The following is a 13,302-nucleotide window of genomic DNA, read 5'->3' as shown; positions in this document are numbered from 1 at the left end:
TCGAAGAGGAAGTTCCATGAAGTTCCGTCCGTTGCACGACCGCGTCGTCGTCCGCCGCCTTGAGAGCGAAGAGAAGACGAAGGGCGGCATCATCATCCCGGACACCGCCAAGGAAAAGCCGCAAGAGGGCGAAGTCGTCGCCGTTGGACCCGGCGCCCGTGACGAGAGCGGCAAGATCGTTGCCCTCGACGTGAAGGCCGGCGACCGTGTGCTGTTCGGCAAGTGGTCCGGCACCGAGGTGCGTATCGACGGTCAGGATCTCCTGATCATGAAGGAATCCGACATCATGGGCGTCGTCGCGAAGTAAGCGGCCGTCCTTCTCCCCATTCGTTTTCCAAGTAACTGGAGGCAAAGCCCATGGCTGCCAAAGACGTTAAGTTCTCCTCCGATGCCCGCGAGAAGATGCTGCGCGGTGTCGACATCCTTGCTGACGCGGTGAAGGTCACCCTCGGCCCGAAGGGCCGCAACGTTGTGATCGAGAAGAGCTTCGGCGCTCCCCGCATCACCAAGGACGGCGTGACCGTCGCCAAGGAAATCGAGCTCGCCGACAAGTTCGAGAACATGGGCGCCCAGATGGTGCGCGAGGTCGCCTCGAAGACCAACGACATCGCCGGCGACGGCACGACGACCGCAACGGTTCTCGCTCAGGCGATCGTGCGTGAGGGCGCTAAGGCAGTGGCCGCTGGCATGAACCCGATGGACCTCAAGCGCGGCATCGATCTTGCTGCAGCCGAGGCCGTGAAGGACATCCAGGCCCGCGCCAAGAAGGTGAAGTCCTCCGACGAGGTCGCCCAGGTCGGCACGATTTCGGCCAACGGCGACAGCGACATCGGTGAGATGATCGCTAATGCCATGCAGAAGGTCGGCAACGAGGGTGTCATCACCGTCGAGGAAGCCAAGACCGCCGAGACCGAGCTCGACGTGGTCGAGGGCATGCAGTTCGACCGCGGCTATCTCTCGCCGTACTTCATCACCAACGCCGAGAAGATGGTGGCCGAGCTCGAGGATCCCTACATCCTCATCCACGAGAAGAAGCTGTCCTCGCTCCAGGCGATGCTGCCGATCCTCGAGGCCGTTGTGCAGACCGGCAAGCCGCTGCTCATCATCGCCGAGGACGTGGAAGGCGAGGCTCTCGCCACCCTCGTGGTCAACAAGCTGCGCGGTGGCCTGAAGATCGCGGCCGTGAAGGCTCCGGGCTTCGGTGATCGCCGTAAGGCGATGCTCGAGGATATCGCTGTCCTCACCGCTGGCCAGACGATCTCCGAAGACCTCGGCATTAAGCTCGAGAACGTGACGCTCCCCATGCTCGGCCGCGCCAAGCGCGTGCGTATCGAGAAGGAGAACACCACGATCATCGACGGCGCCGGCAAGAAGAAGGACATTGAGTCCCGCGTCGGTCAGATCAAGGCGCAGATCGAGGAGACCACCTCGGACTACGACCGTGAGAAGCTCCAGGAGCGTTTGGCGAAGCTCGCAGGCGGCGTCGCGGTGATCCGCGTCGGCGGCGCGACGGAAGTCGAGGTGAAGGAGAAGAAGGATCGCGTTGACGATGCTCTGAACGCCACCCGCGCAGCGGTTGAAGAAGGCATCGTTCCCGGCGGCGGCACGGCTCTGCTCCGCGCCAAGGCTGCGGTCTCCAAGCTCTCCAGCGACAACGCTGACGTGAAGGCCGGTATCAACATCGTCCTGCGCGCTCTCGAGGCTCCGATCCGTCAGATCGTCGAGAACGCCGGTGTCGAAGGCTCCATCGTGGTCGGCAAGATCAACGAGAACAAGTCCGACACCTTCGGCTTCAACGCGCAGACGGAAGAGTACGTTGACATGCTGAAGGCCGGCATCGTCGATCCGGCGAAGGTCGTGCGCACGGCTCTGCAGGACGCCGCCTCGGTGGCTGGCCTGCTCGTGACGACCGAAGCCATGGTCGCCGAGCTGCCGCGGAAGGAAGCTGCCCCGGCAATGCCGGGCGGCGGCATGGGCGGCATGGACTTCTAAGTCCATAAAAGCCGCCCATCACTCAAGAAGCTCAAGTCCGGTAAGCCGGACTTGAGGGGCGGCATGGACTTCTAAATTAGTCCCGCAAACTACCGACCTAACGGAAAGTCCCGGAGGAAACTCCGGGGCTTTTTGCTTAGGCCAGCAATAGATCGAAGTTGTATTATTAAATTACGTATCATAAGTTAAAGTTCCTGATCTATGAGGCGGCCATGACCGTCCGCGTGATTGATCCCGTCAATCCTCTGCCGCCTGTCTACGGTGAAGGCGAAAGCGAACTTGTCATTGGGAGCGGTTTCGTCGACCGCACCATCACAGTGTGCGCGAGCGATCCGCAGGGAGCCTCCATCGACCGCACCTTCATCATCGAGGTGGATCCGGACGTGATCTCGATCCCCCACTCCCGCCGACTGGGGACGTGATCTCGTTTCCCATAGAAGAGTTTCCGGGGATGCTCGAGGACCCTGTAATCCGTCTTCCCCCGATAGACTTTTCGGAGGTGATCTCGCTTCCCATAGGAGAGGCCCCGGAGATGGTTGAAGAACCTGCAACCGCTCCCACGACCGTCGCCCCTCTTACCCGAGCCGGCGGTAAGAAGGCGGATGTGCTGAAGGGTGGGGCAGGAGACGATTGGCTCAACGGCGGGCCCGGCATTGATACGCTAACGGGCGGCGGAGGGCATGACACCTTCGCCTTCAGCACCAAGCTTGGTGCCAAGAACATGGATCGGATTGTGGATTTTTCTCACGCCGACGATACGATCAGGCTGTCGAAAGCGATCTTCAGCAAGATCCACAAGGGTGTCCTGTCGAAGGATGCATTCTGGACCGGAGCCGAGGCTCACAAGAAGAGCGAACGCATCATCTTCAACGATAAGACCGGAACTCTGTACTACGATGCGGATGGCTCAGGCACGAAATATGCGGCGGTGAAGTTTGCTCAGGTGAAAGCCGGGATCCATCTCTCTGCGGATGATTTCCTAATCGTCTGAACTTTCACTCAATCGTAGAAATTGCTGTTCCAGAGGAGTGTTCGGAGCAGTACTCCTCGGCTGTGGATGGTTTCTGTCGGACGTTCCCGACAATGTCCGGCGCTGCACGGGACGCGACGATAACGTCTTCGTTGCTCGTCACGATGCGACGGGCAGTGCCTACGGAGAGCGAGCGATGCGCTACAGCAGCGGGCTCACAAGCCTTGCGATGTTCTCGATGATCTTCCGAGTAAGCGGCCGCGCGCGCCAGGTGTCGAGGGAGAGCTCTTCACTGGCGGCGAAGTAGCGCTCCTGCTCCGCGCGCAATTCGGTGTTCGCCTCCCGATCGAAGAGGATCAAGCTTACTTCGGAATTCAGAACGAACGAGCGCATGTCCACGTTGCTCGACCCGATGAGCGACACACGGCGGTCGACGCTGATGTGCTTGGCGTGCAGAAGTTTGTCCCGATAGAGATGGATCCTGATCCCGGCTGCGAGAAGCTCTGCGTAGTAGGAGCGCTGTGCGAGGCTGACGAGGATCTGGTCGGCCGGCTTCGACAAGACGAGATGAACTTCTACGCCGCGCAGCACGGCGGTTCCGAGGGCGTGGAGCAACCCTTCGTTGGGAATGAAGTACGGAGTGGTGATGACGACGCGACGCCGCGCGCCGTGGACCAGCGCCTCGATCAGCTGTCCGATGCCAGCCTCCGGATAGTCCGGCCCGCTCGGCAGGACTTGCGCCACCACGTGGCCCGTCCGAACAGGGGAGGGGAACAGATCGGGCGTCTCCAGGACCTCCTGCGTTTCGAGGAACCAGTCGGCGACGAAGACCGCCTGCAGCTCGAGTACCACCGGGCCGGTGACGCGGACCACCATCTCCTGATTGACGATGCCGGGCTTGAAGTCCGCATCGACAATGTTCTGCGATCCCACATAGCCGATGCGTCCGTCGATTACCGCGATCTTGCGGTGATTGCGCAGGTCCGCACGGGCCGTTTTCCATCTAAGGAGGCCGAAGGGCAGAACGAGATGAACTGCGACACCCCTTTGCCTGAGAGCGTCGAGCACGCGCGGCGCCCATGTCCGCGACCCCAGGGCGTCGATCAGAACCCGGCATGCCACGCCGCGCTCGACAGCCCGCGCCAACGCGTCGATCACGCTCCAGCCAGTCCGATCGTCCGCGAAGATATAGAAAAGCAGATGGACATGTCCCGTCGCGTTTTCGATGTCCGCGACCAGGCGAGCGATCGATCCGTCATAGGACGACAGGAGCTCGACGCTGTTGCCGTCGACATTGGGAAAGCGCCCGAGATTCTGGATCAGCGTTGCCGCCTGCTTCAGGTTTTCGGGTAACTCTGGCTCCTGGTAAGCCGTCAGGGTCTTGATGCGCTCCGTAACGCCCTCGAACGCCTTGGGAAGCTTCGCAAAGCGCTCGCGCCGCCAGCGTGGATAATTTGGCCGACCGATGATATGATAGAGCACCAGCGCCGGCCACGGGAGAAAGAAGACGAACAGCAGCCATCCTTTCGCCGCCTCCGGAGAGCGCCGGAAGGGAACCACGATCAGCATGACGAGGCGGATGATCCACTCGGAGACGACGTAGATGGTGCCCAGGTGACCGAGAATGTTCATGTAGGCCATCGCGCGTGGATCAGGACAAGATGCTGCCGCCCGATCGGATCGCGCGCCTGAAGAGGCCAATCAAGAGGTTCGTACAGAGCCATCTCGGATCTTGATCAGGCTGAGGCCCGCCTGTCCAGCTTCTCCGACGCACGATCGAGACGATGATCGGCCCCTGGCGGCACGCCGAGGCGTGGCAGTGCGCCCCGTTCCTATTGTCCGACGGGGATACGGCTGCGCACCTTGCTCATTCCCCTGTAGTCGCTCAGGTCCTTTAGGAACGAGGCTGCCCACCAGGACACGTCGTAATCCTGGATTGCCTTCATCATGCGCCGCCAGCGCTCCTTGCGCTCGTCCCGATCCATGTGGATGGCATCCCGGATTGCCTCGGCCACTTCGAACTTGTCGTTCGGATTGACGATGAGAGCGTCCGTCAGCTGCTGGGCGGCCCCGGCGAACTTGGATAGGACCAGGACGCCCGGATCCTCCGGATCCTGTGCTGCGACATATTCCTTGGCAACGAGATTCATCCCGTCACGCATTGGCGTCACGAGGCCGACGCGGGCGATCCTGTAGAGGTTCGCAAGCACGGACCGTGGATAGGCCGTCGTGACATAGTGGATTGGGACCCAGCCTGGCTCTCCGAGAGAGCCGTTGATGCGCCCCAAAGTCTCGCTCGTTGCACGGCTCAAGGAGACATATTCAGGGACCTCGCTGCGGCTCGTTGGCGCAATTTGCAGGAACGTCACATGGCCGCGCTGGTCTGGATTGGCAACGAGGAAGCGCTCGAAGGCTTCCATCCGCTCCGGAATGCCCTTTGAATAGTCGAGGCGGTCGACACCGATGATCAGGTTGCGCGAAACGAGGCTGGCGAGTGTCTGTTTCACGATGCGATGCGTCGGGGGACGACGCGCCAATTGCTGAAAACCTTTGACGTCGATGCCGATCGGGAAGCCCTTCACCCGGGTCTGGTGACCGTTGGCGGTGGTGAGTTCCACCCCTTGCTGGGTTGCGCCGACCTCCTGAACGATGGCGCGACGGAGATTGTCGGCGTCAAGATCGGTCTGCACGCCCACGAGATCGTAATCGGCGATGGCGCGCAACAGCTCCCGGCTGCCCGGCAAGGTTCCGAAGACCTCCGGCGCGGGCCAGGGAATGTGATGGAAATATCCGATCCGGTTCGTGACCCCCAGTGCCCGAAGCTCCGCCGCCAGCGGGATCAGATGGTAGTCGTGCACCCAGATCAGATCGTCGGGGCGGATCATCTGCCCAAGGGCATTGGCGAAGCTGCGATTGACGCGCAGATATCCGGCATAGTCCGCTCGGGAGAATTCCGACAGGCCGAGGCGATAATGCATGTTGGGCCACAAGGCCCGATTGGCGAATCCGTTATAATATTCCTGGCGATCAATGGGCGCGAGGTCCATCAGAGCGTAATGAACATTGCCCTTGTCGACCATCTTCGGCTCTGGGGAGGGATGACTGGACACTCGTCCGCTCCAGCCGAACCAGAGGCCCTGATAGGCCTGAAAAGCTTCCTTCAGGGCAACGGCGAGACCACCGGCCGAGCCTTTGCCGGTCGGGTCGGGAATGGCGACGCGATTAGAAACAACAACAAGGCGAGGCAACACAACTCTCCACGGCTTCATGGCGCACCGCGCCTGAAAGGAACGCTTGCGAACCAAATAGGGCGATAAGCCGGGATGACAGCCTTAAGCGTGGCAATTCCTTGTTCATATGTGGATATGGAACTGAGGCGCAGCATCAAGAGGCCGTGATACACGCGGTGCCCGTCTGGAATATTATATAGGTTTGAGAGATCAGTGTGCGATGGATACGCAACACCGGACCCTCGCTTCTTCTCCAGCCGGATCCCGCAGAATTGGTCTGCGCGAAATCCGTCTTGCGGCGGGCCTCGTGCTTCTGGCGTTTCTCGTGACGCATTTCACCAACCATGCTTTCGGCCTTGTTTCCATCCCGGCGATGGAACAGGGACGCCGCATCTTCAATCTCGTATGGCGCAACCCACTCGGCACGCTCCTGCTCTATGGGGCGGTATTCGTGCATTACGGTCTCGCTCTGGTGGCCCTTTATCGCCACGAGACGCTGCGCATGCCGTTTCGAGAAGCGGCGCAGCTCGCTCTCGGTCTGTCCCTGCCGTTCCTCCTGGTTCCGCATGTCGTCGGCACGCGCGTAGAGTGGGCAGTTACAGGACTCGAAGCGGGCTATCCGGACGTGCTGCACGGTTTGTGGATCACGGCGCCCGTCAACGGCGTCCGGCAGGCGGTTGCGCTGGTGGTTGCCTGGTTCCACGGCTGCCTGGGTGTGTGGTTCTGGCTCCGCTCCAAGACGTGGTTCTCACGCTATGGATTGCTTCTCTACTCGGCCGCGCTCCTCATCCCCGTTCTCGCGCTCCTTGGTTACGTAGAGGCCGGCCGGGATATCATCGACGCCCCTGGGCGTTTCCCGCTGACGCAGCCGCCAGCGCAAGAGGCCGCTCTGCTCGTCGATATCCGACAAGGCCTTTTCCTCGGCTTTGCCGCATCGATCGGCGCCACGTTTGTCGCGCGTGCTCTGCGCTCCTATCGCAATCGGACGATCCGGATAAGGATCACTTATCCTGGAATCGATGTGGTATCGGTACCGCAGGGGTTCAGCATCCTTGAGGCGAGCCGGGTCGCCGGCATTCCTCATCAATCCGCCTGCGGCGGCCGGGGGCGTTGCTCCACCTGCCGCGTTCGCATCGTCCGCGGTCTCGAGGCGCAACCCGAGCCGACCGCGCAGGAAGCCGCAACTCTGCGTCGGATCAAGGCAGCACCAGACGTTCGTTTGGCCTGCCAACTGCATCCGACGCACGATCTGTCCGTCATTCCGGTCTTGTCTCCAAGCCATGTCCTGCGCGTCGAAACTCCGAATTCCGACACCACAGGACATGGACAGGAGCGGGAAATTGCGGTGCTGTTCTGCGATCTGCGCGACTTCACCCGCCTGAGCGAGACACGTCTTCCGTTCGATACGGTGTTTCTGCTCAACCGCTATTTCGAGACGGTGGGTCACGCGATTGAAAGCGCCGGTGGGCATCTCGACAAGTTCATCGGCGACGGGGCATTGGCGCTCTTCGGGCTCAGCGGATCGGCGAAGAACGCAGCCCGGCAGGCTTTCTCCGCGGCCTTACGGATCTTCGAGGGCGTCGATCAGCTCAACAGGCTCTACGCGAGCGAGCTTGATCGCCCCCTCCGAGTCGTCGTGAGCCTTCACGCCGGCTCCGCCATCATCGGTGAAATGGGCTATGGCCAAGCCATGGCGCTGACCGCAGTGGGCGACACCATCAACGCGGCGAGCCGCCTCGAAGGCTTGGCCAAGGAGCTCGATGCGGCGCTCGTCATTTCTGCGGATCTGGCGGATCTGGCAGGCCTCGCTTTAGAGGGCCACGAACGACAGACGGCGTCCGTGCGCGGGCGAGCGGCCCCCATCGACGCCTGGATTATTCGCGATGTCGGTTCGGTCGCGTCTGACCCGCTGCGTGTCTGAGAGTCGCCGGAACAAACGGAACAAGGACCACGTTCCACCGCGTGCTTCTGATTCAAAGCATGGAGGATATCGTGCCCGCACCTGAGCCGCGAAAAGGCACGCCGGATCCCACTTTGACCGAGGAGGAGTTTCGCAGACGCTTCCTGAGTCAGTTTCAAGACCCCGCCTTCGATGCGCTATCCGATGAACTCGCACGCGTTGCCGCCGCTGCCTGGGATGGATATTCCCACTCCCGCAAGAGCCCGCGGACACGCAAGGCCGGACCTGGCTTCGCAGATCCCGAATACGATCTCGCCATTGATTGGATTATCACACGGGAGGCGATTCACGCTGCACAGCAGCGATATGAGGACAAAAGCGGCCCCACACGCATCTTGCTGGTCAGCTCGTCGGCCCGTAGCGAGCATACTTGTCCAGGCGAGATGTCAAAAACATATCGCCTCGTCAATTTAGCGCGCGAGATTTTCGACGCTGATCCGAACATGAGCGTAGAGGTCTTGGAGTTAAGTCGACTTGCAGCGGAATACGGGCGTCACATCCATCCGTGCAAATCGTGCTTCTCGACGGCGGCGGCTCTCTGCCACTGGCCTTGTTCCTGCTATCCCAACTACTCCCTGGGGCAGACGCAGGACTGGATGAGCGACATCTATCCGAAATGGGTTCAGGCGCACGGAATCATGATCGTCACGCCCGTGAATTGGTATCAAGCCACGTCACCTCTGAAGCTGATGATGGACCGGCTCGTCTGCGCCGATGGCGGCAATCCGGATCCGACACGAACGCACGGCAAGGATGCCAAGCGTGCCAAGGAGATCGAACTGGAAGGCTGGGACTACCCCAAACATCTGGCGGGCCGACTTTTCTCCGTTGTCGTGCACGGCGATGCGGCTGGCGTCGAGAACGTCCGGCGCAGCATCGCAGACTGGCTTGCCGACATGGATCTCATCCCGGCAGGTCCGACGGCGGAGCTCGACCGCTACATTGGCTATTGGCAACCCTATGCCACGAGCCACGACGACCTTGATCGTGATCTCGCCGTTCAGGAAGAGGTCCGCAATGCGGCGCGTACTCTTCTCGAGGCCGTCCACGACAAGCGGAAGGGAGCCTTTTTGGCCGCAGGTCGCGATCTGCAACCGCCGCGGCAGAAATGAAAAGGCGCCGCTTGTGCGCGGCGCCAGGACGATTCGATCTCTGAAGGACTATTTGGGTGCCGATTTCACGTCCGCATCCCACTTCTTCAGCAGGCGCGTACGCTCAGCGACGGACCCGTACTTCGCCGTGTCGTAGTTGATCAGCTTCATTTCCGAGAGCTTGGGCGCGTCCGGTGAGACCGGAGCGTTCTTGTTCGAGGGAATAGAGTAGATCTTCAGATCTGCGCCGACGAGCTTCTGCGCGTCGGCGGACAAGGCCCAATCCACGAACTTCTGGGCCATTTCCGTATTCTTGCCACCCTTGACGATGGAGACGGAGCCGGTCTCATATCCCGTGCCCTCGCAGGGCGCCACCGTCTTTACGGGAGCACCATCGGCAATCATCGTCACCATATCGTGCATGAAGGCGATGCCGATAGCGGTCTCGCCGAGAGCCACGGCCTTCACGGGCGCGGCGCCAGATTTCGTATACTGATTGATGTTCTTGTGCAGGCTCTTCATGTAGTCGAAAGCCTTGTCCTCGCCCATGAGTTGAATGAGCGTCGCAAGGAAGACGTAGGCCGTTCCGGATGAGTTCGGATCCGACACCTGAACCTCGTCGCGATATTTGGGATCGAGCAGGTCCACCCAGCATTTCGGTTCGGGCAAATTCCGGCTCGCGAGGACCTTCGTGTTGTAGCCGATGCCGAGGGCGCCGAGATAGGTTCCGGTTGAGCGATAGCCCGACTGCTCGGCGAAACGGGCCGCCCAGTCGTAAAGCTGAGGCAGCGCGGAAGACTTGTATTCAGCCGTCAATCCTTCCTCTGCCGCCTGGATATGCGAGTCGCCAGGCCCGCCCCACCACACGTCGGCACGTGGATTGGAAGCCTCGGCGCGAATCTGCGCCAGCGTCTCGCCCGTGCTCTTGCGCACCATCGTAACCTTGGCACCTGACGCCTTTTCGAACGCGGCAACGCCGGCACGGCACTGCTCTTCCAAGATCGAGCAATAGATCGTCAGCGGTGCCTGCGCCTGCGCCGCAAGGGGCGTGAGGCAAGTGACGGCGAGCAGAGACAGGCCAAGAAACGACGAACGCATAGGTTTCCTCCCGAACCGCCGGAATTATAAGCCGGCTCATAATGCTGACGATGAAGGAGACAAGACGGGGCATTGTCAAGCATCATGCAGGAAAACAATCGTGCGAAGCGGCCGTCCTACGCCGTCGTTGATTGGATAAGATAATCGCGCGCACCGCTATGCTGCGTGTGGTAACAAAAAAAAGCCGGGCGCAAAGCCCGGCTAAGTCTAGGGAGGAACGAGAGGGTGTGGTTCACCAGCTGGTGAGCACCGCGCCCTTGAACGTCTCTTCGACGAACTTCTTCACTTCCGGCGTGTGGTAGGATTCGACCAGGGCCTTCACCCACGGCTTGTCCTTGTCCTCCGTGCGCACGGCGATGATGTTCACGTAAGGGCCCTTCGGGTTCTCACGGGTGAGAGCGTCCTTTACCGGATCGAGGCCCGCCTGCGTGGCATAGTTGGTGTTGATGACGGCGGCGTCCACATCGTCGAGCACGCGGGGCGCTTGGGCTGCGTCGATCTCGACGAACTTCAGCTTCTTCGCGTTCTCGGTAATATCGAGAATGGTCGGCTTGAAGCCGACATTGTCCTTCAATTTCAGCAAACCCTTGTCCTGCAGCAGCAGGAGCGCGCGTCCGCCGTTCGTCGGATCGTTGGGAATGGCGATTGTGGCGCCGCTCGGCAGTACATCGAAAGCCTTATGTTTCTTGGAGTAGATGCCGATCGGGAAGTTCACGGTCTGTGCGACGGTCTCGATCTTGTAGCCCCGATCCGCCTTCTGGTTGTCGAGATAGGGCTGATGCTGGAACGAGTTCGCTTCGAGTTCGCCGGAGGCGAGAGCCGCGTTCGGCACCACGTAATCGGAGAATTCGATGATCTTGATGTCGAGACCCTTCTTCGCCGCGATCGGCTTCACGGCCTCGAGGATCTGCGCGTGCGGACCGGGCGTCACGCCGATGCGAATGGTCTGCGTCTGCTGCGCCAGGGCGGGCAAGCTCGCGAGGGAGAGGAGGGCAGCGAGGCCCAGTTGCTTCAGGGACATGTCGGTCTTTCCTGTTCGACGAGAGAAATCAGGCGTGGCGGATACGTTTGTTGAGATGGCGAGCGAGGATGTCGCCGAGGCTCTGCAGGGCCTGCACGAGGACGATCAGCACCACCACGACGGCGAGCATCATTTCGGGCATGAAGCGCTGGTAGCCGTAACGAATGCCGAGATCGCCGAGGCCGCCGCCACCGACCGCGCCGACCATCGCCGAAAAGCCGATAAGCGACACGACTGCGAGCGTCAGGCCGAGCACGATGCCGGGAAGCGCCTCGGGGATCAGTACTTTGAGTACTATCTGCAGCGGGCTTGCGCCGAAGGCTCGCGCGGCTTCGATCAGCCCCTGATCGACCTCGCGAATGGCGCCTTCGATGAGACGCGCGATGAACGGCGTGGATGCAACCGTCAGAGGCACGATGGCCGCGTTGGTGCCGATCGATGTCCCCGCGATCAGGCGCGTGAACGGAATGATCGCCACGACCAGGATGATGAACGGTGTGGAGCGCGTGGCATTGACGACGACGCCGAGCACGCGGTTAGCCCAGGGAGCGGCGAACAGCTCGCCCTTGCCGCTGGTGGCGAGAAAGACGCCGAGCGGGAGACCGAAGAGCGTCCCGAGGCCGGCGGAGATTGCGACCATCAGAAGTGTTTCGCCCGTTGCGCCGGCGAGAAGGCGGATCATCTCAGGCGACATGGCCGAGCACCTCCGTGTCCAATCCGTAGTGCTTGAGGAAGGTGAGAGTCTTTTCGAGGGATGCTTCCGGCACGCCGATGACGAGGGTGCCGCAGGGGCGGCCTGCAATCTCATCGACCGATCCGGCGAGGATATTGGTCTCGATGTTCAGGTCCCGCGCCAGACGGGCCAGCACCGGGTCCGTGGCATGCGGACCGCGGAAGCCGATCCGTACCACCGCCTGGGTGCCCGGCGCGGCCTCGGGGCGCAGGCGATCGGCAACGTAAGGGGGAAGTGCGCGGCCGGTCTCGTCCGCCAGGAAGGATCGCGTAACTGGATGCTGCGGCCGTGTGAACACGTCGAAGACGTCGCCCTTCTCGACGATGCGACCGGCATCGATCACCGCTACCTCCTTCGCGATGGAACGGATCACCGCCATCTCGTGGGTGATGAGCAGGACCGTGAGGCCGAGTTCGGCATTGATCCGGGAAAGAAGGTCGAGGATCGAGCGGGTCGTCTCCGGGTCGAGCGCGGATGTCGCCTCGTCGGAGAGGAGAACCTTCGGCTTGGTGGCGAGCGCGCGGGCGATGCCGACACGCTGCTTCTGCCCACCCGAGAGTTCCGACGGATAACGGTTGCGCTTGTCGGCCAGGCCGACGAGGGACAGCAATTCGTCCACCCGTGCGGTGATCGCCGCCTTGTCGTAGCCGGCCACTTCCAGTGGCAGCGCAACGTTTTCGGCAGCCGTCCGGGAGGAGAGCAGGTTAAAGTGCTGGAAGATCATGCCAATGGAGCGCCGCGCATGCCGGAGCGCTCTTTCCGGCAAGGCCGAGATGTCCGCGCCGTCGACGATCACACGCCCAGAGGTTGGCTTCTCAAGACCGTTCACGAGCCGGATGAGGGTCGACTTGCCCGCGCCCGAGCGGCCGATGACCCCAAGCACCGAGCCTTGCGGTACGGCGAGGTCGATGCCGTCGAGGGCCGAGACCGGGGCGCCGTGCCGGCCTGGATAAACCTTCGAGACGGACTCGAGCCGGACGATGGCCTCCGCGGGAACCAGTCGCTGGAGCGCAGTGTCGTTGAGATATCCGAGAGGTGCATTCATGAGAGCATCGCTTTCTGCGGTGCAGCAATGCCGCAGCTCGTTCTCTATGTCAACCATTTCGTTCTATAAATAGGAAAATCTGAAGATCCGAACCCCGTGCTCGGTCCCGGCCAAGCTGGCTCGGTGGAAGGCCTGTCGGATAAGGCTTTCTCGTCATTACGA

At 61.4% G+C, this 13,302-nt stretch carries 12 protein-coding genes; 6 read left to right on the top strand and 6 right to left on the bottom strand.

The genetic code is table 11. The annotated features are described in order from the left end of the window. The first annotated feature begins 16 nt into the window (after positions 1–16). From groES to K9B37_RS24770, 4 genes are all read left to right on the top strand, one after another. Positions 17–307 carry a co-chaperone GroES gene (groES, locus tag K9B37_RS07520; protein WP_224312447.1) on the top strand — a complete coding sequence of 97 codons (291 nt, stop codon included), beginning with the start codon at positions 17–19 and terminating at the stop codon, positions 305–307. 50 nt (positions 308–357) lie between these two features. Further along, positions 358–1,992, top strand: a complete 1,635-nt coding sequence (groL, locus tag K9B37_RS07515) for a chaperonin GroEL (protein WP_224312446.1) — start codon at positions 358–360, stop codon at positions 1,990–1,992. Positions 1,993–2,204: 212 nt separating this feature from the next. Further along, complete coding sequence (locus K9B37_RS07510) at positions 2,205–2,414, top strand: hypothetical protein (RefSeq protein WP_224312445.1); 210 nt, start codon at positions 2,205–2,207, stop codon at positions 2,412–2,414. A 110-nt stretch (positions 2,415–2,524) separates the two neighbouring features. Beyond that, positions 2,525–2,983, top strand: coding sequence for a calcium-binding protein (locus K9B37_RS24770; RefSeq protein ID WP_305072138.1), 459 nt, complete (start codon positions 2,525–2,527; stop codon positions 2,981–2,983). A 180-nt stretch (positions 2,984–3,163) separates the two neighbouring features. Here K9B37_RS24770 and cls read toward each other — a convergent pair whose 3' ends face one another. After that, entirely contained in the window at positions 3,164–4,594 is a 1,431-nt protein-coding gene (cls, locus tag K9B37_RS07500) for a cardiolipin synthase (protein WP_224312444.1), read from the bottom strand. Between the two features lie 200 nt (positions 4,595–4,794). Beyond that, positions 4,795–6,210 carry an alpha,alpha-trehalose-phosphate synthase (UDP-forming) gene (otsA, locus tag K9B37_RS07495; protein ID WP_224312443.1) on the bottom strand — a complete coding sequence of 472 codons (1,416 nt, stop codon included), beginning with the start codon at positions 6,208–6,210 and terminating at the stop codon, positions 4,795–4,797. Positions 6,211–6,412: 202 nt separating this feature from the next. Between otsA and K9B37_RS07490 the strand changes: the two genes are divergently transcribed. Both K9B37_RS07490 and K9B37_RS07485 read left to right on the top strand, forming a co-directional pair. After that, entirely contained in the window at positions 6,413–8,113 is a 1,701-nt protein-coding gene (locus tag K9B37_RS07490) for an adenylate/guanylate cyclase domain-containing protein (protein WP_224312442.1), read from the top strand. A gap of 59 nt (positions 8,114–8,172) precedes the next feature. Then, complete coding sequence (locus tag K9B37_RS07485; RefSeq protein ID WP_439651696.1) at positions 8,173–9,264, top strand: flavodoxin family protein; 1,092 nt, start codon at positions 8,173–8,175, stop codon at positions 9,262–9,264. Between the two features lie 48 nt (positions 9,265–9,312). Here K9B37_RS07485 and K9B37_RS07480 read toward each other — a convergent pair whose 3' ends face one another. The 4 genes from K9B37_RS07480 to K9B37_RS07465 form a co-directional block, all read right to left on the bottom strand. Next, positions 9,313–10,341: an ABC transporter substrate-binding protein gene (locus K9B37_RS07480; RefSeq protein ID WP_224312440.1), complete on the bottom strand. Its 1,029-nt coding sequence runs from the start codon at positions 10,339–10,341 to the stop codon at positions 9,313–9,315. 232 nt (positions 10,342–10,573) lie between these two features. After that, entirely contained in the window at positions 10,574–11,362 is a 789-nt protein-coding gene (locus K9B37_RS07475; protein WP_224312439.1) for a MetQ/NlpA family ABC transporter substrate-binding protein, read from the bottom strand. A gap of 28 nt (positions 11,363–11,390) precedes the next feature. After that, on the bottom strand, positions 11,391–12,056 hold the full coding sequence (locus K9B37_RS07470) for a methionine ABC transporter permease (protein WP_224312438.1): 666 nt from the start codon (positions 12,054–12,056) through the stop codon (positions 11,391–11,393). Further along, complete coding sequence (locus K9B37_RS07465) at positions 12,046–13,140, bottom strand: methionine ABC transporter ATP-binding protein (protein WP_224312437.1); 1,095 nt, start codon at positions 13,138–13,140, stop codon at positions 12,046–12,048. Before K9B37_RS07465 ends, K9B37_RS07470 begins: the two co-directional genes overlap by 11 nt. Positions 13,141–13,302 lie beyond the last annotated feature (162 nt).

Origin of the sequence: Microvirga puerhi (assembly GCF_020089865.1) — a bacterium.
GTDB classification, from domain to species: domain Bacteria; phylum Pseudomonadota; class Alphaproteobacteria; order Rhizobiales; family Beijerinckiaceae; genus Microvirga; species Microvirga puerhi.
Note: the sequence above shows the minus strand (reverse complement) of the source record. Positions and strands in the feature narration are given on the sequence as shown.